28 protein-coding genes and 2 pseudogenes are annotated in these 24,617 nt (G+C 61.4%); 11 read left to right on the top strand and 19 right to left on the bottom strand.

The genetic code is table 11. The features are described from left to right. Window positions 1-230 precede the first annotated feature (230 nt). From AWB69_RS32535 to AWB69_RS32515, 5 genes are all read left to right on the top strand, one after another. Window positions 231-842: a hypothetical protein gene (locus AWB69_RS32535; RefSeq protein ID WP_062090930.1), complete on the top strand. Its 612-nt coding sequence runs from the start codon at window positions 231-233 to the stop codon at window positions 840-842. Continuing rightward, the gene (locus tag AWB69_RS32530) at window positions 802-1,968 is read left to right on the top strand and encodes a GGDEF domain-containing protein (protein ID WP_075644032.1); all 1,167 of its coding nucleotides are present in this window, start codon (window positions 802-804) and stop codon (window positions 1,966-1,968) included. The genes AWB69_RS32535 and AWB69_RS32530 overlap by 41 nt, the downstream gene beginning before the upstream one ends. A 293-nt stretch (window positions 1,969-2,261) precedes the next feature. After that, a complete protein-coding gene (locus AWB69_RS32525) occupies window positions 2,262-3,806 on the top strand; it encodes a methyl-accepting chemotaxis protein (protein WP_062090961.1) in 1,545 nt (514 codons plus the stop codon). Between the two features lie 122 nt (window positions 3,807-3,928). Further along, the gene (locus tag AWB69_RS32520; protein ID WP_062090929.1) at window positions 3,929-4,183 is read left to right on the top strand and encodes a type II toxin-antitoxin system HicA family toxin; all 255 of its coding nucleotides are present in this window, start codon (window positions 3,929-3,931) and stop codon (window positions 4,181-4,183) included. Next, on the top strand, window positions 4,180-4,518 hold the full coding sequence (locus AWB69_RS32515; protein WP_062090928.1) for a type II toxin-antitoxin system HicB family antitoxin: 339 nt from the start codon (window positions 4,180-4,182) through the stop codon (window positions 4,516-4,518). Before AWB69_RS32520 ends, AWB69_RS32515 begins: the two co-directional genes overlap by 4 nt. A 156-nt stretch (window positions 4,519-4,674) precedes the next feature. Here AWB69_RS32515 and AWB69_RS32510 read toward each other — a convergent pair whose 3' ends face one another. From AWB69_RS32510 to AWB69_RS32500, 3 genes are all read right to left on the bottom strand, one after another. Continuing rightward, complete coding sequence (locus AWB69_RS32510; protein WP_156529036.1) at window positions 4,675-5,106, bottom strand: cyclic nucleotide-binding domain-containing protein; 432 nt, start codon at window positions 5,104-5,106, stop codon at window positions 4,675-4,677. 110 nt (window positions 5,107-5,216) lie between these two features. After that, window positions 5,217-6,110, bottom strand: coding sequence for an SDR family NAD(P)-dependent oxidoreductase (locus AWB69_RS32505; protein ID WP_062090926.1), 894 nt, complete (start codon window positions 6,108-6,110; stop codon window positions 5,217-5,219). A 43-nt stretch (window positions 6,111-6,153) separates the two neighbouring features. Continuing rightward, window positions 6,154-6,897, bottom strand: coding sequence for an SDR family oxidoreductase (locus tag AWB69_RS32500; RefSeq protein WP_062090925.1), 744 nt, complete (start codon window positions 6,895-6,897; stop codon window positions 6,154-6,156). 124 nt (window positions 6,898-7,021) lie between these two features. Here AWB69_RS32500 and AWB69_RS32495 point away from each other — a divergent pair, with 124 nt between their 5' ends. Then, window positions 7,022-7,912, top strand: coding sequence for a LysR family transcriptional regulator (locus tag AWB69_RS32495; RefSeq protein ID WP_062090924.1), 891 nt, complete (start codon window positions 7,022-7,024; stop codon window positions 7,910-7,912). 21 nt (window positions 7,913-7,933) lie between these two features. Here the strand turns inward: AWB69_RS32495 and AWB69_RS32490 are convergent, their stop codons facing one another. Both AWB69_RS32490 and AWB69_RS32485 read right to left on the bottom strand, forming a co-directional pair. Further along, window positions 7,934-8,185: a beta/alpha barrel domain-containing protein gene (locus tag AWB69_RS32490; RefSeq protein WP_231937308.1), complete on the bottom strand. Its 252-nt coding sequence runs from the start codon at window positions 8,183-8,185 to the stop codon at window positions 7,934-7,936. Between the two features lie 109 nt (window positions 8,186-8,294). Next, complete coding sequence (locus AWB69_RS32485; RefSeq protein WP_062090922.1) at window positions 8,295-9,212, bottom strand: AraC family transcriptional regulator; 918 nt, start codon at window positions 9,210-9,212, stop codon at window positions 8,295-8,297. 101 nt (window positions 9,213-9,313) lie between these two features. On the opposite strand from AWB69_RS32485, the gene AWB69_RS32480 reads away from it, so the two are divergent. Both AWB69_RS32480 and AWB69_RS32475 read left to right on the top strand, forming a co-directional pair. Then, window positions 9,314-10,063, top strand: coding sequence for an SDR family oxidoreductase (locus AWB69_RS32480; protein ID WP_062090921.1), 750 nt, complete (start codon window positions 9,314-9,316; stop codon window positions 10,061-10,063). Between the two features lie 147 nt (window positions 10,064-10,210). After that, window positions 10,211-10,969 carry an SDR family oxidoreductase gene (locus tag AWB69_RS32475; protein ID WP_062090920.1) on the top strand — a complete coding sequence of 253 codons (759 nt, stop codon included), beginning with the start codon at window positions 10,211-10,213 and terminating at the stop codon, window positions 10,967-10,969. A gap of 21 nt (window positions 10,970-10,990) precedes the next feature. Here AWB69_RS32475 and AWB69_RS32470 read toward each other — a convergent pair whose 3' ends face one another. Both AWB69_RS32470 and AWB69_RS32465 read right to left on the bottom strand, forming a co-directional pair. After that, on the bottom strand, window positions 10,991-11,404 hold the full coding sequence (locus AWB69_RS32470; protein ID WP_062090919.1) for a VOC family protein: 414 nt from the start codon (window positions 11,402-11,404) through the stop codon (window positions 10,991-10,993). A 31-nt stretch (window positions 11,405-11,435) separates the two neighbouring features. Beyond that, window positions 11,436-11,762 carry a hypothetical protein gene (locus AWB69_RS32465; RefSeq protein ID WP_062090918.1) on the bottom strand — a complete coding sequence of 109 codons (327 nt, stop codon included), beginning with the start codon at window positions 11,760-11,762 and terminating at the stop codon, window positions 11,436-11,438. 106 nt (window positions 11,763-11,868) lie between these two features. Between AWB69_RS32465 and AWB69_RS32460 the strand changes: the two are divergent. Beyond that, window positions 11,869-12,237 (top strand): annotated as a pseudogene (locus AWB69_RS32460) (class II aldolase/adducin family protein); the annotation flags it as partial. Window positions 12,238-12,244: 7 nt separating this feature from the next. Here AWB69_RS32460 and AWB69_RS32455 read toward each other — a convergent pair. Further along, complete coding sequence (locus AWB69_RS32455) at window positions 12,245-13,078, bottom strand: oxidoreductase (RefSeq protein ID WP_062090917.1); 834 nt, start codon at window positions 13,076-13,078, stop codon at window positions 12,245-12,247. A gap of 165 nt (window positions 13,079-13,243) precedes the next feature. On the opposite strand from AWB69_RS32455, the gene AWB69_RS32450 reads away from it, so the two are divergent. Continuing rightward, window positions 13,244-14,155 (top strand): AraC family transcriptional regulator, encoded by a 912-nt coding sequence (locus AWB69_RS32450; RefSeq protein ID WP_062090960.1) that lies wholly within the window; start codon window positions 13,244-13,246, stop codon window positions 14,153-14,155. A 160-nt stretch (window positions 14,156-14,315) separates the two neighbouring features. On the opposite strand, the gene AWB69_RS32445 is transcribed toward AWB69_RS32450, so the two are convergent. From AWB69_RS32445 to AWB69_RS32405, 9 genes are all read right to left on the bottom strand, one after another. Then, window positions 14,316-14,702: a BON domain-containing protein gene (locus AWB69_RS32445; protein ID WP_062090916.1), complete on the bottom strand. Its 387-nt coding sequence runs from the start codon at window positions 14,700-14,702 to the stop codon at window positions 14,316-14,318. A gap of 30 nt (window positions 14,703-14,732) precedes the next feature. After that, window positions 14,733-15,878, bottom strand: coding sequence for a porin (locus AWB69_RS32440; protein ID WP_062090915.1), 1,146 nt, complete (start codon window positions 15,876-15,878; stop codon window positions 14,733-14,735). Between the two features lie 92 nt (window positions 15,879-15,970). Next, window positions 15,971-17,599 (bottom strand): 3-(methylthio)propionyl-CoA ligase, encoded by a 1,629-nt coding sequence (locus AWB69_RS32435; RefSeq protein WP_062090959.1) that lies wholly within the window; start codon window positions 17,597-17,599, stop codon window positions 15,971-15,973. Window positions 17,600-17,640: 41 nt separating this feature from the next. Then, window positions 17,641-18,003 (bottom strand): Rieske (2Fe-2S) protein, encoded by a 363-nt coding sequence (locus tag AWB69_RS32430; protein WP_062090914.1) that lies wholly within the window; start codon window positions 18,001-18,003, stop codon window positions 17,641-17,643. Next, complete coding sequence (locus AWB69_RS32425) at window positions 17,990-18,538, bottom strand: RBBP9/YdeN family alpha/beta hydrolase (RefSeq protein WP_062090913.1); 549 nt, start codon at window positions 18,536-18,538, stop codon at window positions 17,990-17,992. The genes AWB69_RS32430 and AWB69_RS32425 overlap by 14 nt, the downstream gene beginning before the upstream one ends. Then, entirely contained in the window at window positions 18,535-19,383 is an 849-nt protein-coding gene (locus AWB69_RS32420) for a TauD/TfdA dioxygenase family protein (RefSeq protein ID WP_062090912.1), read from the bottom strand. Before AWB69_RS32420 ends, AWB69_RS32425 begins: the two co-directional genes overlap by 4 nt. 10 nt (window positions 19,384-19,393) lie before the next feature. After that, entirely contained in the window at window positions 19,394-20,374 is a 981-nt protein-coding gene (locus AWB69_RS32415; RefSeq protein ID WP_062090911.1) for a quinone oxidoreductase family protein, read from the bottom strand. Between the two features lie 117 nt (window positions 20,375-20,491). Then, complete coding sequence (locus AWB69_RS32410; protein WP_062090910.1) at window positions 20,492-21,811, bottom strand: MFS transporter; 1,320 nt, start codon at window positions 21,809-21,811, stop codon at window positions 20,492-20,494. A gap of 153 nt (window positions 21,812-21,964) precedes the next feature. Continuing rightward, a complete protein-coding gene (locus AWB69_RS32405; protein WP_062090909.1) occupies window positions 21,965-23,020 on the bottom strand; it encodes a BKACE family enzyme in 1,056 nt (351 codons plus the stop codon). A 257-nt stretch (window positions 23,021-23,277) separates the two neighbouring features. Here AWB69_RS32405 and AWB69_RS32400 point away from each other — a divergent pair, with 257 nt between their 5' ends. Next, window positions 23,278-24,279 carry an AraC family transcriptional regulator gene (locus AWB69_RS32400; RefSeq protein ID WP_062090958.1) on the top strand — a complete coding sequence of 334 codons (1,002 nt, stop codon included), beginning with the start codon at window positions 23,278-23,280 and terminating at the stop codon, window positions 24,277-24,279. Window positions 24,280-24,295: 16 nt separating this feature from the next. On the opposite strand, the pseudogene AWB69_RS49760 reads toward AWB69_RS32400, so the two are convergent. Together AWB69_RS49760 and AWB69_RS49755 are read right to left on the bottom strand one after the other, a co-directional pair. Continuing rightward, a pseudogene (locus tag AWB69_RS49760) lies at window positions 24,296-24,442 on the bottom strand (alpha/beta hydrolase); the annotation flags it as partial. Then, the coding region (locus AWB69_RS49755) for a hypothetical protein (RefSeq protein WP_231937311.1) at window positions 24,381-24,617 on the bottom strand (237 nt) is incomplete at its 5' end. The pseudogene AWB69_RS49760 and the gene AWB69_RS49755, both read right to left, overlap by 62 nt.

The raw sequence follows: 24,617 nt of genomic DNA, 5'->3' as shown, positions 1-24,617 counted from the left end.
CCGTACCTGGTGCAATAATTTGCGTTTCGGCCATTGCTGATGCCGCTGCCGCAGGGCAGCTCCCACGCCGCAATTGGCGTGAAGGCGCTGGCACGTTAAGTGCTGATTGGTCGTATTGCCTCCGCGCGTTGCGGGACAATCCTGTCAGCAGCTTCGCACCCCAGAATTTCGCACAATTGTATGAACTGATTTCGTCGAAATATCAGACGAAATGATCGGAGAGTGTTGTGATGTCCAAGCATACCGAGTTGCCGTCGGAGACCGACGGATCCGAAACAGACTTCAACCTCGACGCCGAACCCGCGCTTGCCCGAACGCCCATACGATTCGGTCGCCTCGCGCTTTGGATCGCCTCGGCAAGCGCACTGACAATCGGAGTCATGGGTACGGTCGCGTATGGTGTCTGGTTCAACCAGGATCAGCACGCCTACGCCGAAGCCATGGAACATGCGCGGCAGACGCTCTGGCTGGCCGCGCCGGCGCCGGCACCAGAGCCGGCTCCGGCGGCGCAACAGATGGCTTCGTCCGATTACGTCGAGGCGCCCGCACCCGTGCCCCCTTCTCGTGCAGTCGCCATCGCCAGCGCCAGCGCGGATATGACTGCGCCCGTGTCATCCACCCAGCTCGATCGCCCCGCCGCGCTTTCTTATCCTGTCGCGCCCAAACTCGCTGTCACACATCATGTTCGAGGAAGTTGTGCTGCGAACGAGGAACACCATCGCCCAGTGTCGCGCGTCAAGTCGAATGGCGCTCTGTTCACCCGCGTGGGTTCATTTTTTCATCGCGTAAGCTACCGGCAGCATGGCACCGAAAGCCAGCGAGATATCTACGCTCATCCGTGAGCAACCGCACACCGGCTACAAACCTGTCCCCCCTATTCGTTTCAGGCCAGGTCCGGCAACGATCGCCTTCATTTCCTTCGTGTGCCTGCTGATTGGCCTGCTGTTCCTCGCATTGCAAATCAGGACGATCTTCTCGGACCAGCTAAAACAGGAATACAGCGGGCTCGTTCTCGAAGGAATCGAACGGGCGGAAAGTGCCCGCACGGTGGTCCGCGTCCGGCAACAACAAGCCGATAACACCAACACGGAATCAGGGCGAGCGGAACAATCGGCCGACTATCGGCAGGCACGGATCGCCCTCGCCGCCCGCCTCGCTTCGCTCGCGGCATTGGTGAATGCGAGTCCTTCGGCGGCACCCCGTATCCCTCAATCAGCGCTGTCCCCGGACGCAAATCTCGACGACACGGACACGCTGCTTGCCGTCCAGTCCGTCTACTGGCGAGCGCGGCGCGATCATGACAGCACCGACGCGCGCACTCGCATTACCCGCGTGGCGAGCACGTTGATCGTGTTGTCCGCGTTGGTATTCGGCGCGCTGATCACCGCGCTGGGAATGTATGCAAAACGCACGCGCCAACTGGCGGGCGAATCGCACAAATTCGAGCATGCAGCGCTGCACGATGCAATGACCGGCTTGCCCAACCGACGCAAATTGTTTGCCACGCTGGCGGAGACAGCAGCGGGGTCATCCAGCAATCCGATGCGTCATAAAATGGCCGTTCTCTATATCGATCTGGATGGCTTCAAACAGGTCAACGACTCGCTCGGCCATCGCGTGGGCGATGAGTTCCTGATCGCCGTGTCCAGGCTCTTTCGTCAGACGGTGCGTTCGGTCGATGTCGTCGCTCGCTTTGGCGGCGACGAGTTCGTAGTGCTGATCCGCGAGTTTTCAACGAACACAGAACTGGACGCTATTGCGCAGCGGCTGATTGATTGCGTGCGGCAGACAGACGAGCAGATGGGCGTTGGATTTGTCCGCGCCAGTATCGGCATTGCGAGCTTTCCCGATCCGGTCGGCGATTACCATCAGCTCGTCGCCGTTGCCGACGAAACCATGTACCAGGTGAAGCGGAGCGGCAAGGACGGTTACGCGTTCGCCGCCCGGACGAACCGAGGGACCCACTGAACTGAACGGATCGTATTGATCTCGCCATTACGCACTTTCCGCGCAGCATCCCCCGCTTATCGGCAAAACACACAGAATCTGAAGGCGCACATTTCCCGATGTCGCCATCGCTTGACCTGCGTGAAAATCGCGTAACGAGCCCTATCGACTAGCCGGCCTGTTATGGCGATCGGTTTGACCCGCCCGGCCAGAAACCGGCATCGCCCGCTGTTTATTCAAGAAAACTAAACGATATCAGCCAAAGGCCCAACCGAGGAAACCCACGCGTGCCGTGTTTGCCCGCGATCAAGACCATGCTCAAGAACTTTACGATACGCCGCGGACTCACAATTACCATCGCCGGTTATACGCTCGCGCTCGTGGCGGTGCTGCTTGCCGCCGCTTTTTGCCTGCGCCAGAGCAATCAGGCGCTAGAACAGATGGTCGCCACCGATACCGTCGCCATCACGCATCTCAAGACGAGTTCGCAACGGCTGCTGCAAGTGCGCCTTTCGCTCGGCAGCTTCGAGACGCTGTTCATGCTCGGCAAGGCCGGCGACGACTTGCTGCCCAACGCACGCAAGACGCTGAAAGCAAGCGATGCCGAATTCGACGCGTACCTCGCCAAGCCGCGTGACCCGCAGGAAGAGCCGCTCGTGCAGGCTGCCAGGACCGCGCGCGATGCATTGATCGCGAAGGCGCTCAACCTTGAATTCGATGCCCTCGCGCAGAACGACTTCACGACGTTCCGCACGCTCCAGGTTCAGACGGCGGACGGTTTATATGCGACCTACGATCACGCGATGTCCGCGCTGGAAGCGTTCCAGATCGCGCATCAGCAAGACCGTTTTGCGCAGGCGCAGGCTCAGTTCCACACGATGGCGACTGCGGCCGTGATTGTCGCGGCGTTGGCACTCGTGCTGGGGTTCATTGCGCGCGCTGCATTGAGCGCGGCGGTGATGAAACCGATCGAGTCGGCGATCCATCACTTCGAACAGATTGCCGCGGGCGATCTGACGGCGAGCATCGACTCCTCGCGCGATAACGAAATGGGCCGCTTGTTTGCGGCGCTCGGCAAGATGCAGCAGGGGCTGGTGGGGACGGTGCAGCAGGTACGCGGCGGCACCGGCGCGATCTCGCATGGCGCCCGTGAGATCGCGGCGGGCAACATCGATTTGTCGCAACGCACGGAGGAGCAAGCGGCTTCGTTGCAGCAAACGGCGTCGAGCATGGAGCAACTGACGGCGACCGTCCGCCAGAACGCCGACAACGCGCGGCAGGCGAGCGAGCTGGCTGTCGATGCATCGGCGACAGCCGTGCGCGGCGGCACGGTCGTGGGCAAGGTCGTTCATACGATGGACGACATCGCGACGAGTTCCACGCGGATTGCGGACATCATCGGCGTGATCGAGGGGATTGCATTCCAGACGAATATTCTCGCGCTGAACGCAGCGGTGGAAGCGGCGCGGGCGGGTGAGGAAGGGCGCGGTTTTGCAGTGGTCGCCGGTGAAGTGCGCAACCTCGCGCAACGCAGCGCCGCCGCGGCGAAGGAGATCAAGGAACTGATCAATGCATCGGCGGACAAGGTGCAGGCCGGCAACGCGCTGGCGGGACAAGCGGGCCAGACCATGAGCGAAGTAGTCGCGGCGGTGAAGCGGGTGTCGGACATCATCAGCGAGATCAGCGCGGCGTCGAACGAGCAGACTGGCGGCATTGAACAGATCAACCGCGCGGTCGCGCAGATGGACGAGGTGACGCAGCAGAATGCGGCGCTGGTGGAGGAAGCCGCAGCCGCGGCGGCGTCGCTGGAGCAGCAAGCGGCGCAGCTGGATGTCGCGGTGGCGGTGTTTCGGGTTTAGGGGAATTCACGGCGGCGTTCCTGCCGCAGCGCGGTCATCACTCACTGGTACGAGCCCAGATTGCTCGTCTCATCAAAAGCTGACTCATCTCAAATGATATCAATTTGTGATATCATTTGACAATGAAAGCCAAGCATAGGAAGACGCTCGAAGCGATATTCAGAAAGCCCACGAACGGCGGTATTGTTTTCGCGGAAATTGAATCGCTGGTCATCGCGCTTGGCGGTGAGGTACGGGAGGGCTCTGGCTCACGAGTCGCATTCGAGTTGAACGATCGCCGCCGATATCTGCATCGTCCGCATCCAGGCAAGGATGCCAAGAGGTATCAGGTGGAAGAAGTGCGAGAGTGGTTTATCGAATTGGAGGTGAAGCCGTGATAAACGCAATGAACTATAAGGGGTATCTTGCGCGGGTCGAATTCGATCCGCGCGACAACATTTTCGTCGGACATGTGCTCGGCGTATCGGAACACATCAGCTTCCACGGTGAGACCGTGCTTGAGTTGACCACCGGGTTTCATGAGGCAGTCGATCACTATCTCGAGGATTGCGCCAAGACAGGGCGCGATCCGCAAAAACCGGCATCGGGCAAACTCATGCTGCGGATAAGACCGGAAGTCCATGCTGCCGTGGGCATAGCTGCCGCAGCCGCTGGAAAAAGCATCAGCCAGTGGGCTGACGAAGTATTGGCACGCGCTTCGCATGCCGAATAACTTCGCTTTTTTGTGATATCCGCGAGGGTCAAAGATTCTTCCGTACCACTAACTAAATGCCCGACGGCAAGATCGGGCGTTTTGTTTTTCCATCTGCCAGAAGCTGCTTGCTGCCCCGATATTGCCAGAATACGTGGCGATCGAACTCGCAAAGTTTCATCGTTCCTCCGCTGGAACCGCCGCAAACACTTTCGCGTAATAACCACGCCCCTGCTTCAGGTACGATTCAAAAGCGAATCCACGGCTCAGCATCTCGTTCATATCGGCGCGGGTGATCTTCATCACGTAGCTATGTTCCGTCGCGACCAGCCGGCAGTTCCCCGAGGCCTCCGCCGCGCTGAACCACTTGCCCGCATCGGCATGACCCGCCGGGTAGGTATGGCTATCGTGTTCCACTTGCCAGCGGCCATCGAGCAGGATCCAGAAATCATCGCTCTTATCCGCCGCGGAACAATCCGCGACCACCGTGCCAGCCTGCGCTTCCCACTCGCGCGAATGACCGATAGTCCAGCGCAACTGCTCCGTATCAAGCCCCGTAAAAAACGGCGTCTTCCTGAGCAGATACAAATACGTCGTCGATGCTTTCATGGCCCTGCCCTCCTGCTGCCCGTAGCCCTGCTGCTGACCGCAAGCAGCGGTCAGCACAAGAAAGCCAAGCCAGGCGCCGCGAACGATACGCCCGGTCCTTGTCACGCTTATCATCGTGACACCGTCGCTTCCAGCAGATCGCCCATACCGATGCGCTTCGCGAAGTCAATCCGCACCCGCTCGGACACCTCCAGCACCTGCGCCGCGCCATCGCCGACAAAATCGATCACCGAGCGCATTGGCCGCGTACCCTTCGCAAGCCCGACGATGCGCACGACCTCATCCGCGACCGCCTTCGGATCCGCGTCGGGCGGCGTCAAAGCGGTCAAACGCTCGCCGATCTGGTCCATCACGCCGTCGTATCGGGCATAGGCTGCGGCCCTTGCCGAGTCGGCCGGTTTGCCCGCGCTCGGGAAGTGGTCGGTGCCGCTGGTGAATGCACCGGGCACGACGATGGAGGTCTCCACGCCAAACCGCGCCAGTTCGTAAGCTAATGTGACGGCAAGCGAATCCATCGCCGCCTTGGCCGCGCCGTAAGGGCCCATGAACGGAGGGAAACCACCCTTGGTCGTGGTGCTGCTGATCCACAGCACCAGCCCGGATTCCTGCTGGCGCATGGTCGGCAGCACCGCACGGTTGACGCGCTGCGCGCCGAACAGATTGGTGTCGAACACCTTCATCATTTCTTCCGGCGTGAATGCCTCTGACGGACCGACCACCAGATGTCCCGCGTTCTGCACGACCACGTCGATCCTGCCCTGCTCGCGGACGATGGTCGCAGCGGCTGCATCGGCGGAATCCTGCGAGAGGACATCGAGTTTCAGCGGCATCAACGCGATGCCCTTCTCCGCCGACATAGCCCGCTGTTCATCGGCACGTCCGCGATTGCGGCCTTCGACGTCGCGCATGCTTGCGTACACAATGTGCCCCGCTTCGGCCAGCGCCAGCGCGCTCAACTTGCCGATACCCGTGCCTGCACCCGTTACCAGAATGACTGATTTCATGATGTTCTCCGATATATTTAGCTAAGCTAATGTTTGTAATTTGTTAAGCAACACCGCCATTGGCGCGCAGGATCTGGCCGTTGACCCAGCCAGCATCCGGACCGGCGAGGAACGACACGACCGAAGCAATATCTTCGGGCTGGCCGAGGCGTTGCAGCGGCGGCATCTTCGCGAAGGTCTGGATCTGTTCTTCGGTCTTGCCATCGAGGAAAAGCGAAGTGGCGATCGGACCGGGAGCAACCGCGTTCACCGTGATGTTGCGGCCGCGCAGTTCCTTAGCGAACACATGCGTGAACGCTTCCACGGCTGCTTTCGTCGCGTTGTAGACGGCGTAGCCGGGCATGTTCAGGGCAAGCGTCGTGCTCGAGAAATTAATGATGCGGCCACCACCGTTCATCCGCGCCGCCGCTTCGCGCAGCGTGTTGAAAGTGCCGCGAACGTTGATACCGAAGGTCTGGTCGTAGAGCGCGTCGGAGGTGTCCGCCAGCGGGACTGTCTTCAGCACGCCGGCGTTATTCACCAGCACGTCGATCTTGCCGAGCTGCTGTTCGGTCGCCTCGAACATGGCGCGGACTTCGTCGGCATTCGACACATCTGCCTTGATCGCGATCGCCTTCGTGCCCTGCTCGGTGAGTTCTGCGACAAGCGCGTCAGCTTCTTTCGAACTCGATGCGTAGTTGACCGCTACTGCGAAACCGTCGTTGGCGAGACGCCGCGCCACTGCTGCGCCAATACCGCGCGATGCGCCCGTGACAATGGCTACCTGGCTGTTCTTTACGGTGTTCATGATTCGCTCCTTTGGAGTGGTGAGTACGTGGAATGAAGTATTGATCATTCACATCGATTGATAATTAGCCTTAATTTGTTAATATCATTCCATTTACTTTAACAATCCAAGCTCGCGAGTCGCCATGGACCGGTTTCAGGAAATGCAGGTGTTTATTCGTATCGCCGAGCGCAGCAGCTTCACGCAGGCTGCCGACGACTTGCAGATACCGCGCGCCACGGTGACCAACCTGCTGAAGCGCATGGAGGAGCGGCTGGGAACGAGGCTGCTCGAGCGCACCACGCGCACAGTGCGCCTGACGCACGACGGCGAGGCGTTCTACCGCCGCTGCGTCCGGTTGGTCGCGGACATGGAGGAAGCGGAGGGGTCGTTCCGCAATGTCGCGCCGAAGGGTCTGCTGCGCGTGAATTTGCAGGGGACGCTTGCCCGGCATTTCGTGGTGCCGGCGCTGCCTGATTTCATCGCGCAGTATCCGGACATCGAACTGCAGATCGGTGAGGACGACCGGCTGGTAGATCTGGTGCGTGAAGGCATCGACTGCGTGCTGCGGGCCGGGACGCTCCAGGATTCGTCGATGATCGGACGCCGCGTGGCGCTGATGGAGCAGGTCACGGTGGCGAGTCCCGCGTACCTGAAGCAGTTCGGGGAGCCGGAGACGCCCGAGGGCCTAACCGCGCACCGGGCGGTGAACTATCTGTCGAGCGGATCGGGGCGCGCCTTGCCAATGGAATTTACCGTCGATGGCCGGGTGGTCGAGATTCAGCTTGCAGCGGTTGTGTCGGTGACAGGCGCCGACCTGTACACCGGCTCGGCGGTGGCGGGACTGGGACTGGTGCAGGTGCCGCGATACCGGGTGCTGGGAGAACTATCGGCGGGGAAACTGAAGGTCGTGCTCGATGCGTTTCCGCCGCCCCCCATGCCGGTTTCGGTGTTGTACCCGCAGAACCGGCAGTTATCGGCGAGGGTTCGCGTGTTTGCGCAATGGGTCCGCGAGATTTTTGAAGCGGCGGGTTGAGGCGATGTAGCCGATCGAAGATCAGTAAAGCTCGCCCAATGCTGCGGGACTGAAGTCTTTCAAGCTGCTGGTATCGCCCGAACGAATCTTCGTCACCCATTCCGGATCGCTGAGTATCGCGCGGCCAATGGCAATCAGATCGAATTCGTCGCGTTCCATTCGTTCGAGCAAGTTGTCCAGACTCGCCGGAGTGGAACTCTCGCCGCCGAACGTGCTCAGGAGATCGCCTGAAAGACCGACGGATCCCACACTGATCGTTGCAGCGCCGGTCACCTTCTTTGCCCAACCTGCGAAGTTGAGTCCGTTTTCCCCATCAATTTGCGGATACTCCGCCTCCCAAAAGCGCCCGGACGAGCGTTGATGTCGGCTTATTTGCGTCACCTTACGCGCCGTTCGTGGCTTCCTGCTCCTCGCGCGCGTACTGCGTAGGCGGCCGGCCGACGTGCCGCGTGAAGGCGACGCTGAAGGTGCTGGCGGAGCTGTAGCCCACGCGCTGCGCAATCTCGGCGATACGGCCTTCATTGCGGCGCAGCAGGTCCTTCGCGAGTGCCATGCGCCAGGTGAGCAGATACTCCATCGGCGCGATGCCGACCGCGCGGCTGAAGCGCTCGAAAAACGTCGAGCGCGAGAGCGCGGCCTCCTTCGCGAGTTCAGCAACCGTCCACGCGTGCGTCGGGTGTTCGTGCATCCGGCGGATCGCGGCTGCGAGGCGGCCATCGGCGAGCCCGCGCACCAGGCCCGGTGGCGCGCTGGTTCCGGCTGCGGACCGCAGCGCCTCGATCAGCAGCACTTCCAGTAGTCGTGAGAGCACGACCTCGCGCGCGGGCCGCTGCTCGCGCGATTCCTCCCGCACAAGTTCCACGAGCGTGGCCAGCCGCCGTTCGCCGCGGACATGCACGATTTGCGGCAACAGCGAGACAAGCAGGGACGCATCCGGCGAACCGAAGCTGCAGTGGCCCGCCATCATTCGCGTGTCGATGGGGCTGGCCGGGGTGCCGATCCTGAATTCACCGTTGCCCAGCGCGGTGGGCGCCAGCGTCTCGACGCCCGGCGGTGGCGGCTCGAGGCTGGACATCGCGACGCCGTAGGCCGCGGGAATCAGGACGAAGTCACCCGACAGTAGCTCGATTGGCTCGTGTCCGTCGATCGCCATGCGGCACCCGCCCTCGAGGATCACGCAATAGAAGGGCTGGCCGGCATCCGAGCGGCTGACGCGCCAGGGGCTGGCGCCGTGAACGAGTTTGGAGAACCGGGCACTCGGCTGCAACAGCGTGACGACTTCGGCCATCGGATCGATCATTGCCGGACTCCTGCAAATGAAATTCGGATGATTGATTGTAGCAAGTACGGTCCTGGCGATCTATCGTAGGGGTACCCGCAAGCCACCCCACAGGAGTTTCCATGAAAACCGTGCTGATCACCGGCTGCTCGTCCGGATTCGGTCTTGAGATCGCCCGCTACTTCCTGGCCCGCGACTGGCAGGTCATTGCCACGATGCGCACGCCAAGCGCCGACGTGCTGCCGCCTTCGGAGCGCCTGCGCGTGCTGGCGCTTGACGTCACGAATCCCGAGAGCATTCGCGAGGCTGTCGAGGCCGCAGGCCCGATCGACGTCCTCGTTAACAACGCGGGATTCGGCGCAGCTTCCCCGGCCGAACTCGCCCCGATCGCGACGGTGCGCGAGGTTTTCGAGACCAACGCCATCGGCACGATCGCATTGACGCAAGCGGTGCTGCCCCAGTTTCGGCAGCGCAGGGCCGGCGTCGTCGTGAACGTCACGTCGAGCGTGACGCTGAAGGCACTGCCGCTGCTTTCCGCGTACCGCGCGAGCAAGGCCGCGGTGAACGCATACACCGAGTCGATAGCGCTGGAGCTGGAGCAGTTCGACGTGCGTGCGCGCCTCGTGCTGCCGGGCCGTGCGCCCGATACCCGGTTCGCCGAGAACGCGCGCGCCCACATGCACGGCTTCGACCACGAGGCCTATGCCGATCTCGTCAATAGCGTCATGGCACGGTTTGCGGATACGTCTGCCCCGACCACCCGGTCGCAGGACGTCGCCGAAGCCGTGTGGCGCGCGGCGACCGACCCGTCATCCCCGATGCACATCCCGGCCGGCGCCGATGCAGAAGCCTGGGCGGCCGAGGCTCGCTGACGGGCCGGCGCCATCACCGTAAGTGTCATGGAATACCGGGACTTTTCGAACGGCCGGGGGCTTATCCGGCCGGCATCGTCCTGATCTCGAACTGAAAAACGGAAATGGCTTCAGCGCGCTACAGCGCAATGCGGCAAGGAGAGTGTCATGCAGAACAAACCCATCGCTCTGGTCACCGGGGCTAATCAGGGAATCGGTCTTCAGATCGCAAAGGATCTCACTGCACACGGCTTCACCGTGCTGGTCGGGTCGCGCAATGTCGAGCGTGGCGAGGCTGCGGCCAGGGAGGTTGGGCCGGACGCCCATGCGCTCCAGCTCGACGTGACGGATCAGGCTTCGATCACCGCCGCCGCGGAGCGCGTGCGCAACGAGTTTGGCCGTCTCGACGTGCTGATCCAGAACGCGGCCATCTCGAATACGAGCAAGCTGCCCGGCCAGTCCGTCGAGGAGTACGTCAAGACGACACGCCCGAGCAACGTGTCGATCGATGAAATGCGCGCGGTGTGGGACACCAATGTGTTCGGTGTTCTCGCCGTTTACCAGGCGATGCTGCCGATCCTCCGCGAGACGCCCGGCGCCCGCATCGTCAACGTGTCGAGCGGGGTTGGGTCGCTGACGACGAACTCGGACCCGGCCTTCGCCTACCGCGCGATCTTCGGTCCGGTCTACCCGGCGTCCAAGACCGCTCTCAATGCTTTGACGGTCGCTATGGCAATCGAACTGGAGCCGGAGGGGATCAAGGTCAACGCCGTCTCGCCGGGCTATACCAGGACGAACCTCAACGGGTATTCGGGCACGGAGACTGTCGAGGAAGGTGCTCGCGAGGCGGTGCGCGTCGCGCTGCTCGGCCCGGACAGCCCGACGGGGACGTTCACGCGCTGGGAAAACGAAACGATCCCGTGGTGATGTGGTCTCGAGTGCGCGACATCACACCGTCGATGTTGTGGCCCCGTCGCGCGCCGGGTTCAATGGCCGGGCGAAGCTGAGTTCGTGCCCGTCGGGGTCCCTGACATGGAAATAGCGTTCGTTCCAGGGCGCATCGCGCGGTGGGAACGCAGGCGGAAACCCGGTTGCGAGCACCTTGCGGTACATCGCATCGACGTCCGATACATAGATGATCACCCGGCCCCACCAGTTGACCGGACCGTGCGTCTCCACGGTGAGGTTGAGAAACGACGCGCCCGTCGCGAATGAAGTAAACGGTTCGTTTTCGCCGCCGTGCAATAGCGGGAAACCGAGCGCCTGGTAAAAGCGCACGGCGCTGCGCATGTCGCAAGTGGACAGCGTGATGGCGCTTAAGCCTTCGATCGCCAGCTCGGTTCCGGCAGGGGGCAAGTTCATCGACTGGTGTGCTCTCTAACCCATGCCGTTGTCAGCCTGGATGATGATGGGAGACGAGCGGCAAGACGGATATATCCGGATGCGTGCCGTCGATAATGCTTCGCCCGATGTGCCGCGCTTCCTGCACGGCGTCGTCCACGCTCTTGAATGCGTCGTCCCCGTCGGCGTGGAATTGGAGGGATTCGCCTGGCGCGTCGGCATGCGCACCGTGCCGGCAGATAAAGCCGATGTACACATAACGCTCGCTTCCTTGCGGCGCCTCGTGTGCAGGCGCCGGCTGCGACTTCAACTGGGGCAGGACGTGGATGTCGAAGCCTTCGTATTCGAACACGCGCCATGGGGTAGCTTCGTCGGACATAGCGCCCTCCCTCATACTCGTTTGCTTCCGTGATTAAACGTTACTCCTTGTCGCGTTGCGAATCCATCACTGCGAATCCATCGTTGCGAATCCATCGCATCGACCTATTCAGATAACAAGGAGACAGAATTCGCCCCGGCATGAAGGTGCAGGATTCACCATTCATAGCGCCTTGCATCCTGCCCGTCACGATTCCGGGTGCGTGGTGCATCTTCACACTTCCACCGGAATGGCGGTGGCCGCAATGGAATGCGGGTTGCTGCCGCTTAACCAGATCAGCATGCAGTTCTATAACCGCGTTGCCTATCACGACTATGAGGGCATTTCGCTTGAGCTCGATGAGCGGGACCGCATCGTGCAATCAATCGGGGACAAGGACTACCTGATACTGCGGAACCACGGGCTTCTTACAACGGGCCGTTCGATCGCCGAGGCATTCACGCGTATGTACTATCTGAACAAGGCGTGCGAGATACTCGGATTCATCCGTCCGTCGATCTCGTGACGGTTTCCCACGCGTCAAATTCTGCACTGAGTAACGAGAGCTTTTCCCGGACCAAACCGAGCGCATCACTTCCCAGCAGAAGATGCGACGGCGGGTCATCGCTTTCGATAACGGCCAGCATTGCACGTGCAGCTTTCACAGGATCCCCGAGTTGCCGACCGCTTTTCTCTTCCCGTCCCTTTCTAATCGGGTCGAACAGAGAATCGTAGTCCGGGATCGAGCGTGGCGTCCGAACCATGGAACGACCGGCCCAGTCAGTGCGAAAAGATCCAGGTGCCACCGCGGTCACGCGGATGCCGAACGGCTTGACTTCTTTGCCGAGGACCTCGGAAATGCCCTCCAGTGCGAATTTACTGCCACAGTAGTATGCGATTCCCGGCATGGTGATAAAGCCGCCCATCGACGTGATGTTGAGAATATGTCCGCGGCGGCGCTCGCGCATATAGGGCAACACACTTTTCATGACGGCAACAGCACCGAACACATTGACGTCGAATTGCCGGCGCATTTCATTAAGCGGTGACTCTTCCATTACGCCTTCGTGACCGTAGCCGGCGTTGTTCACCAGCACGTCCAGAGGCCCGACGTCTGCCTCAATGCCGGCCACGACATTTTCGACGGACTCAAAGTCAGTAACGTCAAGTACGCGACCGAACGCACCAGTAGAGCCAAGCGCTTCGAACGTCTGTTTTGCCTGCTCGCTTCGTACCGTGCCGACGACCCGATACCCTGCAGCAAGCGCTTCTTCTGCCAGTGCGCGTCCGAAGCCGCTACTGACGCCAGTGATTAACATGGTTTTGGTTGATGGCATGAAAACACTCCTGGGTTGGTTTGAAGGCTTGCATGTTATTCTGAATAACTGCTGGAAATCAGACCCAATTCTCTATCTTTATTGCCTATTTCTATGAGTAAAGTGGACTACGCGGAAGGCAATGACCAAAGTGTTTCCTTCGTCGGCGCACGTGAAAAGCACCGGATGGTTGCCTTGCTTACTGCGTTGGCTCCACAGGAAGGCTACAACCTGACTGCGTTGCGCAATGTGCGTATTCTGCGCTCGGATCGGGCGTTGTCTCGCACGCCGGTGCTATACGATCCCGGTATCGTGATCGTCTGCCAGGGGACAAAGCGCGGATTTTTTGGTGACCGGGTTTATGTGTATGACGAGCAGCACTATCTGGCTGTTGCAGTGCCGGTACCCTTCACAATGGAGACCGACGCGACGCCCGAGCGTCCGCTGCTGGCCCTGTATCTGCACCTGGACTTTCAGGTGGCGGCGGAGCTCATGATTCAGATAGATCATCATGGCTCGCCATCGGCGGGCGACGTGCCGCAGACCATGATGTCAAGTCCAATGGATGCGGCAATGCAAGCGTCTGTACTGCGCTTTCTGGAGGCAATGAACCGGCCACTTGACGCCGCAATTCTTGGCCCGGGACTGGTACGTGAATTGTATTTCCGTGTTCTGACCGGCGGACAAGGCCACGCAATGCGTGCGGCTTTAGCAATGCAAGGGCAATTCGGCAAGATTGGGAGAGCGCTTGAACGTATCCACGCGACCTATGCGGAGCCTCTGGACCTTCCGGTATTGGCAAGCCAGGCCGGAATGAGCGTGCCGACATTCCACAGTCACTTCAAAGCCATCACGAGTACTTCGCCGATGCAGTACGTGAAATCCACTCGATTGCATCAGGCTCGCTTGCTGATGGTGCGCCAAGGTATTACCGCCGAGGCGGCATGTCATGCTGTCGGCTATGCCAGCCCCTCTCAATTCAACCGGGAATTCAAGCGACTCTTTGGCCTGACGCCTGCCGCGGAGACGAAACGCCTCCGCGACAGCTTTGCGCTGCCTCCGGCCTTTCCAGAGTCTAAGTTCGTCTCATCACATTGAGGGGCGGAATGCCACCCAAGACCTTTAACGGTCTGCTTCAGTCTCGCAAGGAGGCGGTGGATGCGCGAGGCCGCCTGATCAGGCATCGCCGCCAATTGGTAGAAGTCGGCGTGACCAATTGTCTTTGGCCTCGCCGTACTCCGTGTTTGACTGCGGCAGCTCACATGCCGCCAAACGGTTTCTTCACCGTCAGCTTGTTGGTCACCGACATCACTCCGGAAACGCGCCTGGTGATCGCCTCGGCATTGCCGATCTGGGCAGCTTCCGTCACCGTGCCATTCAGTGTCACCGCGCCGTCTTTCGCGGTGACACTGATATCTCCGGCGTTGATCTCCTTGTCCTTCCCGATGGCCGCATAAACCCTGCGGCGCAGGGCACGGTCCGCTTTCCTGCCTGCGGGAGCCACAGGGCCCGATGCCGCCATCCCGGATGCACCTTGTGCACTCGCGGGTGCACTGGCTGCTTCACCGGGCTGGGACCACGCGGTTGTGGACGCTGCAACGAACCATGCGGCGACCGCCAGCTCGAGTGCCTTGATTGTTTTCATGGATTACTCCGGTTAATGAAGGTGACGGAATCAGAAGCTATGGCGAATGCCGACCATGGCGGCAGTGGTAGAGACACCCGGCGCAACCGGGGCTCCATAGATGATCGTCTGGTTCATCGTCCCCTTGTTGTTGACATAGCCGACCTGCGCGTATGCCTTGGTCCTCAGGGACAAGTTGTATTCCGCACCTATTGCGAATTCGCTCGAGTGATTCGCTGAATTGTTCCGGTCCTTCAGGTAATAGTAGCCGGACGTGATCTTGAAGCTCGGATTGAACTGGTAGCCGAGGCCGCCCGACGCCATTTCAAAGTCGACGGTACTGCTCTTCGCCGGGTTCTTGCCAAGAGCGTACGAGGCGGATACCGAAAATCCGCTGATCGTATACATCGCACCGAAATAGTAGAAACGGTTATTGCTCTGGCCTGTCGCAGGCGCAGCCGGAGCTGCCGGATAGCTCAGCGGGAACGGATTGGCGTCATGTCCGTTGTAGTACACAGCGGACAGGTTCAGGCCGTAATTCGAATACTTGAGAACAGCCGATTCGCGTGTACCGCCCTGGAACTGTCCCGCGACGCCACCTGGCGCGTACTCGAGCGCAAGCGTCGTGCCATAGAATTTCGGCGAAGTGTAGACCAGCGCGTTGCTGTCATACAGGGCGCCGATTGGAGCGTTCGTGCTGGTGCCCGGCCAGCCGGCCGCCTGATTGACGCCGAGCCACGCAGTCAGGATGCTGCCGAAATACTGCGCGCCCCGTACGTCGGTTTCCGCCATCGCGTAGATCATCGGGATGATCTGCCGCCCGGCGTCAAACGTGCCAAACGGCCCGGTTGCCCCGACCGTCGCATACTGGTTGAAGAGCGCGGTCGTGCCAGGCGTGTCGGACAGCCCGAACTTGCCGTTCGTGGTGTTAAACGAGCCTTGCAGCTTGAACGTGATCTTGTAGCCGCCGCCAATGTCTTCGCTGCCCTTCATGCCCCAATAGCTGGCATAGATGCCGCCGTCCTTCAGTTGATAGACATGCCCCAGGTTATGCGCGGTCGGCAGGAATGTTGCGGCCGAGGTGCTTTGATACAGAAGTCCACTATCGAGTACGCCATAGAGCGTAACCGACGACTGGGCATGGGCTGCTGCTGAAATAACCATCAGCACTGCCAAGCTACTTGATTTGAATTTCATGGCGTCTCCTCCTCGTGTGTGGCGTGCCGGGTGGACCCGGTGGCTTATAGCTTGTTGCTCGAATGAAACTGTGTTGCTGCCACGCCGGTGTCTCAGGCCGGCAGGTAGTAGTCGCCGAACTGATCCCGCAACCGGTTCTTGAGCACCTTGCCCGTTGCACCGAGTGGAACCGAGTCGACGAACACCACGGCGTCCGGTTTCCACCACTTCGCAACCCGGGCGTCAAAGAATGTGAGCAGTTCGTCCGCGGCCAGCGCGCTGCCAGGCTTCTTCACGATCAGCAGCAGCGGCCGCTCGTCCCACTTCGGATGCCGCGCGGCGATGCAAACCGCCGTCGTGACTTCGGGGTGCAGGTACGCGACGTTTTCGATGTCGGTCGAACTGATCCATTCGCCTCCGGACTTGATGACGTCCTTGCTGCGATCCGTAATCTGCATGAAGCCGTCCGGATCGATCTTTGCCACGTCGCCGGTCGGAAACCAGCCGTCGCGCAGCGGCGATCTGCCGTCATGGCCGAAGTACGCCTGCGTGACCCAATGACCGCGCACGAGGAGGTCGCCAGTTGCGGCGCCATCCCACGGCAAATCGTTGCCTTCCAGGTCGACGATTTTCATGTCGATGCCGAACACCGGGCGCCCTTGCTTCGCCTGAAGCGCGTAGCGCTCCTCCATAGGCCGCGACACCTGATGCGCCTTGAAACTGCAGACCGTGCCGACCGGGCTCAATTCCGTCATGCCCCATGCATGCAGGACGTCAACATGATGGCGCTCCTGAAACGCTGCCGTCATCGAAGTCGGACAAGGAGCTCCGCCGATAATCGTGCGCTTCATCGACGAAAAGGAACCCATGATCGTCTCGACATGCGCAAGCAGTCCCTGCCAGACGGTCGGCACGCCGGCGGACAGCGTGACCTGTTCGTCCTCGATCAGTTCATGGAGCGACTTGCCATCCAGTGCCGGCCCCGGAAACACCAGCTTCGCACCCACCATGCAGGCGATATACGGCAGTCCCCATGCGTTCACATGGAACATCGGCACGACCGGAAGGATCACATCGCGCGCCGAACAGTTCAGTGAATCCGGCAGCGCTGCCGCGTAGGTGTGCAGCAGGGTCGAGCGGTGGCTGTATAAAACCCCCTTCGGGTTGCCGGTCGTCCCGGACGTGTAGCACAGCGATGACGCGCTGTTTTCGTCCAGCAGAGGCCAGTCGAAAGCGTCGCCGTGACCATCGACGAGATCCTCGTAGCACAGCAGCATCGTAGACAGGCCGTGGTCTTGCGGCATGTGCGCACGGTCGGTCATTGCCACGAAAACCTTAGGGCTCCTGACCCGCGGCGCGACGCTTTCGATCAGCGGGAGAAACGTCAAGTCGAAGAACACGACACGATCTTGTGCATGCTCGATGATGTACGCGAGCTGATCGACGTGCAGACGGGGGTTGAGCGTGTGCAACACGGACCCTGCCCCGGACACGGCGAAGTACAGCTCCATGTGCCGATAGCCGTTCCACGCCAGCGTCCCTACCCGCTCGCCCGGCTGGATGCCGAGGCCTGCGAGGGCATTTGCCATGCGGCGCGCGCGTTGCGCCAAATCCCGGTACTGATACCGGTGAATGTCGCCTTCGACCCGTCGTGACACGATTTCCTGTTCGCCGTGGTGGCGTTCAGCGTGCATGAGCAGCGACGCAACCAGCAGCGGTTGCTGCATCATCAAACCTTGCATCATGGTTCCCCTAATGACTGTATGTTCCCGCGCAGCCCCGATCACGGTGCGGCATTGCACATCGGTCCCTGCGCGGGACTGGTGGCTGAAACCTCAAGACTCACGACCAGCTTTCCTTCAATGGCCCGGACCGGAAAAATTGTCAGGCTCAACCCGCCCGTGCCCGGCATGCAACCTGTGCGCACGTCGAAGCGCAGGCCGTGCGCCGGGCAGCTCAGTACGCATTCCTCCAGCTGACCGCTTGCCAGCGAGGCCCCGTTGTGGGGACACGCGTTATCGATTGCGTGGATCGTGCCGTCGATGTTGAACAGGACAATGCTGCGGCCATCGACGAAGACCAGTTTGCGCTGGCCCGGCGCGAGTTCATCGACCGCGCCAACCGGTATCTGATCAGACGAGTTCATGGATCAGTGTCTCCGCCATCGGCCATTCACCAAACCCTGCAGCGGGATTCAGGTGACCGACCTCGCCAAGGTCGACGAGCCGGCTGCCCCAGTCTTTCGCCATTGCCGCGACACGCTCGAACTGCGCGAGCGGATCGTTGCGGCTAGCACCGACGATGCTCGGGAACGGCAGCGGCTTTCGTGGAATCGGCTGCCACCCGGTCTGGGCGAGCGCATCGAAGGCCGGATAGCCTGCCGGCAGCGGCGTCTCGAGGTCAGCCGGAGCGGCAAGTAGCGCACCGTGAATCTTGCGGCTGTGCTGCCGGGCCCAATGCACCGTGATCATCACGCCCGCGCTATGCGCGACCAGGATCACCGGGCCATCGATTTTCGCGAGGGCAGCATCGAGCGCTGCAACGCGTGCCGCGCAACTGAGTTTGTCGTGCTCGAGCGGCGGCACCGAGGCCACCTTGGGGAGCCTGCGCTCCAGCAGCGTTTGCCAATGCTCCGCGACATGGTTGCGCAAGCCCGGCACCATCAGGATGGTAGGTGTCATATCGGCTTGTCACCGGTAATTCCGGCGCGCTCCATCTTGCGGTGACACGGCGGGTAGTCCATTACTGCGTAGTGCTGCGTGCTGCGGTTATCCCAGATCGCGATGCTGTCGGGTTTCCAGCGCCAGCGAACCTGGTACTCGGGGATGCAGGCCTGGCTGATGAGATAGCGCAGCAACTCACCCGCGCCCGGATTGGCGTCCTGCCCGAAGCGCACGCGCGCCGGCGTGTGGTAATTGGTGAAATGGGTGGCGAAGGCGTTCACGAACAACACCTTCTCGCCGGTCTCCGGGTGCGTACGCACAACAGGATGCTCCGCGTCCGGGAATTGCGCCTTGAGAGCGAGGCGTTTTTCGATCGGCATCGCGGCGCCGAAGCTCGCCTCGATGCTGTGGCGGGCGCGCAGGTCTGCGATCTGGGTCTTGATGTGGTCCGGCAGGTTCTCGTAGGCGAGGACCATATTTGCCCACATCGTGTCGCCGCCGACTGGCGGGCACTCCACGCAGCGCAGGACAGCGCCGAACTGCGGCGCCTCGCGCCAGGTGGCATCCGCGTGCCACGCGTTTTCATACCGGTCGTTGGGCTGATCCGGGTTCTTGTAGATGCGCACGAGGCCCGGATGTTCCGGGTCGCTGCCGGCAACAGGATGATCCTCCAGTTCGCCGAAACGGCGTGCAAACGCAACATGCTCGGCGCGCGAGATGTCCTGGTCGCGCAGGAACAGCACCCGGTGTTTGAGCAGTGCCGCACGGATCTCCGCAAACAGGCCGTCATCGCCAATGGCATCGGCAAGATTCACGCCGGCCAGTTCGGCGCCAATGGCACACGTCAATTGTTCGACTCGCATGGCGTTCTCCTCAGATGACGAAGACCGACGATCCGGTCGTCTTGCGCGATTCAAGGTCGCGGTGGGCCTGCGCCGCGTCCTCCAGCGCGTAACGCTGGTTGAGTTCAATCTTGATGCGGCCTGCTGCGACATGCCCGAAGAGTTCACCGGCGAGTTCGTCCTTCTCGGCCGGGTCGGCGATATAGTCCGCCAGCGCGGGACGCGTCAGGTAGAGCGAGCCCTTCATCGCAAGAATCTGTGGATTGAACGGCGGGATCGGCCCGGACGCCGTGCCGACGCAGACCATCAGGCCACGGCGCCTGAGCGAATCGAGCGACGCCTCGAAGGTATCCTTGCCGACGCTGTCGAACACGACGTCCACGCCAACGCCGTTGGTCAGTTCGCGCACGCGCTTCGCGACGTCTTCCCGGCTGTAGTAGACGATGTGATCGCAACCATGCGCACGGGCCACCTCGCCCTTGGCCTCGTTCGAAACCGTGCCGATCACAGTGAGGCCCAGCAGCTTCGCCCATTGCGACACAATCAGACCGACGCCGCCGGCGGCGGCATGCAGCAGGATGGTGTCACCTGCCTTGAAATCGTGAATGCGGCGCATCAGGTACGACGAGGTCAGGCCTCGCATCGTCATGCCGGCAGCCGTTTCGAAGGAGATCGCATCCGGAAGCTTGATGAGGGGCGCCGCCGGGACCAGGCGTTCGGTGCTGTAAGCGCCGAGTGTGTTGAGAAAGCCGGTGTAGGTCACGCGATCGCCGACCGTGACGTTGGTCACGCCGGAGCCGATTGCCTCGACCACACCTGCAGCCTCGACACCCATGCCCGCAGGCAGCGGCACGGGGTACAGGCCGCTGCGGAAGTAGATGTCGGCGAAATTCAGGCCCACGGCCTCATGACGCAAGCGAACCTGTCCGGGGCCGGGGACGCCCACTTCAACGTTTTCATAGCGCAAGACTTCGGGACCACCGGTTTCATGGAAGCGCACTGCTTTTGCCATGTCGAATCTCCTGTTATTTACTTGAACTGCAGATTTATATTGGGTCCCTGACGGTGCTGCCCGTCCCGCTCTCAGGTTCACTTGGCGAGGCGTAAAGCTTGGCCGGTGGCCGTTGGATCAACATCCAGCCTGTTCACGCAGTGCACTCGCGCGATCGAGGTCGACGCCATAGTTCCGCTTGCCGATGAAGAAGGCGACTGCAGCGGCCAGGGGTGCAAACGGCACGAGTTGCAACGCGCCGAGCAGCCCGATCCGGTCGGCCACGATGCCAGTCAGGACGGCGGCGGGTGCCAACCCCAGCAGGTTGTTCGCCAACGTCAGAGTGGCAAACGCCGACGCATGGATCGACGGTGGCGTGAGGTTTGCCACCATCGCCCCCGAGGGGCCGGTCGCGCCAGCGCAGAAGAACATGCCGGCGCCGATCACGACGAGCTGTGCCGGACCCGCCGGCATCCGGAAACCGATCGTGAGCAGCACGAAGCAGATCAGGCAGAAGGCGACGGCAGCACTCCACTTTCTTTCCCGCTGATGCTTGCTGAGCCGGTCCGTCAGATTTCCGCACGCCACCATGCCGAAAGCGGTGGCCAGCACGAACACTGCCGCACCCATTGCCGCCTTGCCGGTGGACATGCCGTAATAGCGGTTCAGGAAGCTGGGCATCCACGCCCACACAGCTGCCGGAACCAGCAGATGGATGCCGCTGCCGACGTAGGCACACACGACGGACTTCGTCGAGAAGAGCCCTTTCATCAGCGCGTGGAAGCTCATGCATACACCGCGGCCCTGCACTTGCTTGCTCACACCTGCGGGCTGCAGTCGCGCCAGCTGTTTTTCGGTGACGGCAAACCGGTAGAAAACCAGCAGCACGATGCCCAGTGCTGCCATTGCGCCGAACGCCGCGCGCCAGCCAAGGTGAGCCGCGACCGTACCCCCCAGCGCCATACCCAGCACTGAACCGAACGCCCCTCCGGCCATGAACGAGGCGGTGAGCGTTGCGCGCAGCCGTGCGGGAAAGATGCTGAGGACGACCGCGATGCCGACACTGCCATAGGCGGCTTCACCCACGCCGACGAAGGCGCGCGCCAGCAGCATCTCGTGATAGTTCGTCGAGAGCGCACAGCCGAGCGTCGCGAGACTCCACATCGCTGCCATCAGGACAATGCTTTTCACGCGGCCCCAGCGGTCGGCGAGCACCGACAGCGGAAAGGTGAGCACGCCGACCATCAGCGCGACCACACTGCTCAGGGAACCCAGCCGGGTGTCGGAAAGGTTCCACGTGGCCTTGAGCATCGGGAACACCGCATTCAACACCTGCCGCGACATGTAGTCGGAGAGCAGCAACCCCACCGTCAGGGCAAATACCACCCACGCATACGCGCGCACGTCTTTTTGCGTCGTCGAAACATCGGCCGTCGTGGGCTCGGCATGCGTGAACATGAGTCGTCTCCTTCGTGTCCAGCTTGTTGGCGTCCGCCTTGCCTTGCAGGACAAAGCGGGCCTTTATGGATACTGCGCAACCCTCCCCGGCATGCCGGGGAGCCCTACCTTTGAAACCCGGCATCCGCGAAGCGTCTGCCGGGCTCGTGTTCCTTACGCCGCACGCAGCGGCAGGTTCTTCACACCGGCCTTGCGATTCGGCGCCATGCCGTTCGCCGCAAGCGTCTCGTCAGCCGTTTCGTACTGCACGCCGATGCGGTAGATGTCGCGCGCTTCCTTGCCCGAGGCAATCTCGCGGCCCAGTTCGCGCGCCACGCGCACGCACTGTTCGATCTGCTGCACCGAAGTCATCCTGTTGCCGTGCTGGTCGATGATCGTGTCTTCGATGCCGCAGCGAGGATGCAGGCCCATGGCCATCGCCATCATGTTGAACGGCAATACGTTCTTGAGCAGCGACTCGGCCGTGAGCGTGCAGCCATCCGGCGCGCGGTGCACGAAGTTGGAGAAGTTGAACGGGTTCGGGCCGTCGAAGCCCCCGCCGATACCGATCCAGGTCAGGTTGAGCGGACCCTTGTAGGCACCCTTGCGCACGAGGCGATCGAGTGTTTCCAGCGCATGGATGCCCGTGAGCTGGAAGTGCGGCTGGATGCCCGAGGCCTGCAGGCGACGCAGGTGCTCCTCAACCCAGGCCGGACCCGCGGGCACTGTCATTTCGCTGTAGGCGCCCATCAACGCAGGGTTGGACAACGAGGTGCCTTCCAGATACTCCGGGTAGAGCAACTCCATGATGTTCATCTGCGTGGTGTTGATCGCGACGGTCACCTGATCGGGCTTCGGGTCGAGATCGGCCAGCATGTGACGCGTGTCGTCGGACAGCCACTTCGCGGCCTGCCCATCGTCTTCCGGTGCAAACGAGATCGAGCCGCCTACCTGGATGATCATGTCCGGCACGACTGCGCGTACACCTGCAATGAGTTCGTTGAATTTCGACAGGCGCTTGGAGCCCTTGCCGTCCAGTTCACGCACGTGCAGGTGCAGGACAGTCGCGCCGGCGTTGTAGCAATCGACGGCCTTCTGGATCTGCTCCTCCATCGTCACCGGAATGTCTTCCGGAAAGTCCTCGGGCATCCATTCCGGGCCGTACGGAGCGGTCGTGATGACAACCTTGTCCTGGTTCTCGGGGTGCAGCGAATCGTCGAGGAATTGCATCGTGTTCTCCAATAAGGGGGACGGTATTCCGACGCTCCCGGCACGGCTGGCCGCATGGAAACTGGTCGGAATATGATGAACCGTTGAGATCGCACGATACGGCAATCCTGCGTTACACTTTTCTGATTGGGCGCCATCCTTTTAGTATTTCATGCCACTACGCGTTAACACCGGTAACACCGGTATTTGCGCGCGGGAGGCATTTTCATGGCCGGAGGGCAAGGCGCTGCCCATAAGATGCGCGCGGAGGCATGACGATGGAATCGATGCTGCGCTCGGTAGCCATGAGCGGCTATTTCGACGTGACGCGGCGGCTTGGACTGAACCCGGTCCAGCTTGCGCAGCAGGTCGGGATCGATACTGCTGCGCTTGCGAATCCCGACGATCGCATTCCGGCAGCCGCCGCGTGCCGGCTGCTGGAACTGACGGCTGAAAAGGCGTCATGCCCGACTTTCGCGCTGCAGATGGCCGAAACCCGGCAGAAGTTCGGTACCGGTGTGGTCAATGTCCTGCTCGCGCACAAGCGCACGCTGCGCGAAGTGTTGCTGGCCGCGGCCGAATACCGGCATTTGCTGAACGAAGCCCTGGCTGTGTACGTCGAGGACGCGGGCGAAACGGTCACCATCCGCGAAGAACTGGTCGTCGAACCGGGTACCCCGACGAATCAGGCGATCGAACTCGCGGTCGGTGTCCTCTCGCGCCACTCCAGCGCCCTGCTGGGTGATCACTGGAAACCACGGTCCGTCCATTTTGTTCATAAGGGACCGCAAGACCTGACGTTTCATCGACGGTTCTTCGGCTGTCCGTTGGAGTTCGGAAGCGATTTCAACGGCTTCGTGTGCGCGGCCGCCGATCTCGATTACCCGAATCCCTCCGCTGACCCGGAACTGGTGCGATATGCCGAGAGCCTCGCGGATTCACTCAACGTGACGGGTGTCGACTCGACCGCGCTGGAAGTGCGCAAGGCGATCTACTTGTTGCTGCCCCTCGAGCAGGCCACCGTCGAGTTGGTTGCCCGCCATTTACGGCTGAGCGTTCGCACCATGCAGCGCCAACTTGAACTGGCGCATACCAGCTTCTCGCGTCTGGTCGAGGAAGTCAGGGGCGAACTTGCCGTGCGCTATATGAGCAACCCACGCTATCCCATCGGGCGGGTTTCCGCCCTGCTGGGCTATTCACAGCAGGGCTCCTTCACCAACTGGTTCAGTTCACACTTCGGCGTGACCCCGCGCGCCTGGCGCAACAGCCATTTGAAATGATGGCGCTGCGCTTTGGGCCGTCAATGATTTTCCGCCGCCAACGATAGTTGTCAATCACAACTGCAACATGATCTGGATTCCTGATGGTCTCCGTGGACCGGTCATACGTTGCATCGTCGACGCTCCATTTCGGCGATGCAAGCTACCAGATGAGCTTCGAAAATCACGCTCTCGGCCAGTTCGCACACGCGCTCGAGCACAGATGCAGCGTCCGTTTCAGATCGGGAACCGGTCGTTGATTGAGAGGACGGGAACATCTGAGTCACGCCCTGAGGCGGTCCGTCAAGGTTTTTCCGAGGGCAGGTGCAGCCCACATCCCTGAGCTTGTCGCCTCGGGC

Source organism: Caballeronia udeis (assembly GCF_001544555.2).
Taxonomy (GTDB): Bacteria; Pseudomonadota; Gammaproteobacteria; order Burkholderiales; family Burkholderiaceae; genus Caballeronia; species Caballeronia udeis.
Note: the sequence above shows the minus strand (reverse complement) of the source record. Positions and strands in the feature narration are given on the sequence as shown.

Excerpts from the sequence above, each read along its gene's own strand:
- AWB69_RS32500 (WP_062090925.1), bottom strand. The coding sequence starts at position 6,897 with ATGAACACCGTAAAGAACAGCCAGGTAGCCATTGTCACGGGCGCATCG.
- AWB69_RS32455 (WP_062090917.1), bottom strand. The coding sequence starts at position 13,078 with ATGCCATCAACCAAAACCATGTTAATCACTGGCGTCAGTAGCGGCTTC.
- AWB69_RS32475 (WP_062090920.1), top strand. The coding sequence starts at position 10,211 with ATGCAGAACAAACCCATCGCTCTGGTCACCGGGGCTAATCAGGGAATC.
- AWB69_RS32445 (WP_062090916.1), bottom strand. The coding sequence starts at position 14,702 with ATGAAAACAATCAAGGCACTCGAGCTGGCGGTCGCCGCATGGTTCGTT.
- AWB69_RS32450 (WP_062090960.1), top strand. The coding sequence starts at position 13,244 with ATGGTTGCCTTGCTTACTGCGTTGGCTCCACAGGAAGGCTACAACCTG.
- AWB69_RS32435 (WP_062090959.1), bottom strand. The coding sequence starts at position 17,599 with ATGCAAGGTTTGATGATGCAGCAACCGCTGCTGGTTGCGTCGCTGCTC.
- AWB69_RS32410 (WP_062090910.1), bottom strand. The coding sequence starts at position 21,811 with ATGTTCACGCATGCCGAGCCCACGACGGCCGATGTTTCGACGACGCAA.
- AWB69_RS32495 (WP_062090924.1), top strand. The coding sequence starts at position 7,022 with ATGGACCGGTTTCAGGAAATGCAGGTGTTTATTCGTATCGCCGAGCGC.
- AWB69_RS32405 (WP_062090909.1), bottom strand. The coding sequence starts at position 23,020 with ATGCAATTCCTCGACGATTCGCTGCACCCCGAGAACCAGGACAAGGTT.
- AWB69_RS32530 (WP_075644032.1), top strand. The coding sequence starts at position 802 with ATGGCACCGAAAGCCAGCGAGATATCTACGCTCATCCGTGAGCAACCG.
- AWB69_RS32425 (WP_062090913.1), bottom strand. The coding sequence starts at position 18,538 with ATGACACCTACCATCCTGATGGTGCCGGGCTTGCGCAACCATGTCGCG.
- AWB69_RS32415 (WP_062090911.1), bottom strand. The coding sequence starts at position 20,374 with ATGGCAAAAGCAGTGCGCTTCCATGAAACCGGTGGTCCCGAAGTCTTG.
- AWB69_RS32510 (WP_156529036.1), bottom strand. The coding sequence starts at position 5,106 with ATGAAAGCATCGACGACGTATTTGTATCTGCTCAGGAAGACGCCGTTT.
- AWB69_RS32400 (WP_062090958.1), top strand. The coding sequence starts at position 23,278 with ATGGAATCGATGCTGCGCTCGGTAGCCATGAGCGGCTATTTCGACGTG.
- AWB69_RS32505 (WP_062090926.1), bottom strand. The coding sequence starts at position 6,110 with ATGAAATCAGTCATTCTGGTAACGGGTGCAGGCACGGGTATCGGCAAG.
- AWB69_RS32470 (WP_062090919.1), bottom strand. The coding sequence starts at position 11,404 with ATGAACTTGCCCCCTGCCGGAACCGAGCTGGCGATCGAAGGCTTAAGC.
- AWB69_RS32520 (WP_062090929.1), top strand. The coding sequence starts at position 3,929 with ATGAAAGCCAAGCATAGGAAGACGCTCGAAGCGATATTCAGAAAGCCC.
- AWB69_RS32465 (WP_062090918.1), bottom strand. The coding sequence starts at position 11,762 with ATGTCCGACGAAGCTACCCCATGGCGCGTGTTCGAATACGAAGGCTTC.
- AWB69_RS32420 (WP_062090912.1), bottom strand. The coding sequence starts at position 19,383 with ATGCGAGTCGAACAATTGACGTGTGCCATTGGCGCCGAACTGGCCGGC.
- AWB69_RS32440 (WP_062090915.1), bottom strand. The coding sequence starts at position 15,878 with ATGAAATTCAAATCAAGTAGCTTGGCAGTGCTGATGGTTATTTCAGCA.
- AWB69_RS32430 (WP_062090914.1), bottom strand. The coding sequence starts at position 18,003 with ATGAACTCGTCTGATCAGATACCGGTTGGCGCGGTCGATGAACTCGCG.
- AWB69_RS32480 (WP_062090921.1), top strand. The coding sequence starts at position 9,314 with ATGAAAACCGTGCTGATCACCGGCTGCTCGTCCGGATTCGGTCTTGAG.
- AWB69_RS32535 (WP_062090930.1), top strand. The coding sequence starts at position 231 with ATGTCCAAGCATACCGAGTTGCCGTCGGAGACCGACGGATCCGAAACA.
- AWB69_RS32525 (WP_062090961.1), top strand. The coding sequence starts at position 2,262 with ATGCTCAAGAACTTTACGATACGCCGCGGACTCACAATTACCATCGCC.
- AWB69_RS32485 (WP_062090922.1), bottom strand. The coding sequence starts at position 9,212 with ATGATCGATCCGATGGCCGAAGTCGTCACGCTGTTGCAGCCGAGTGCC.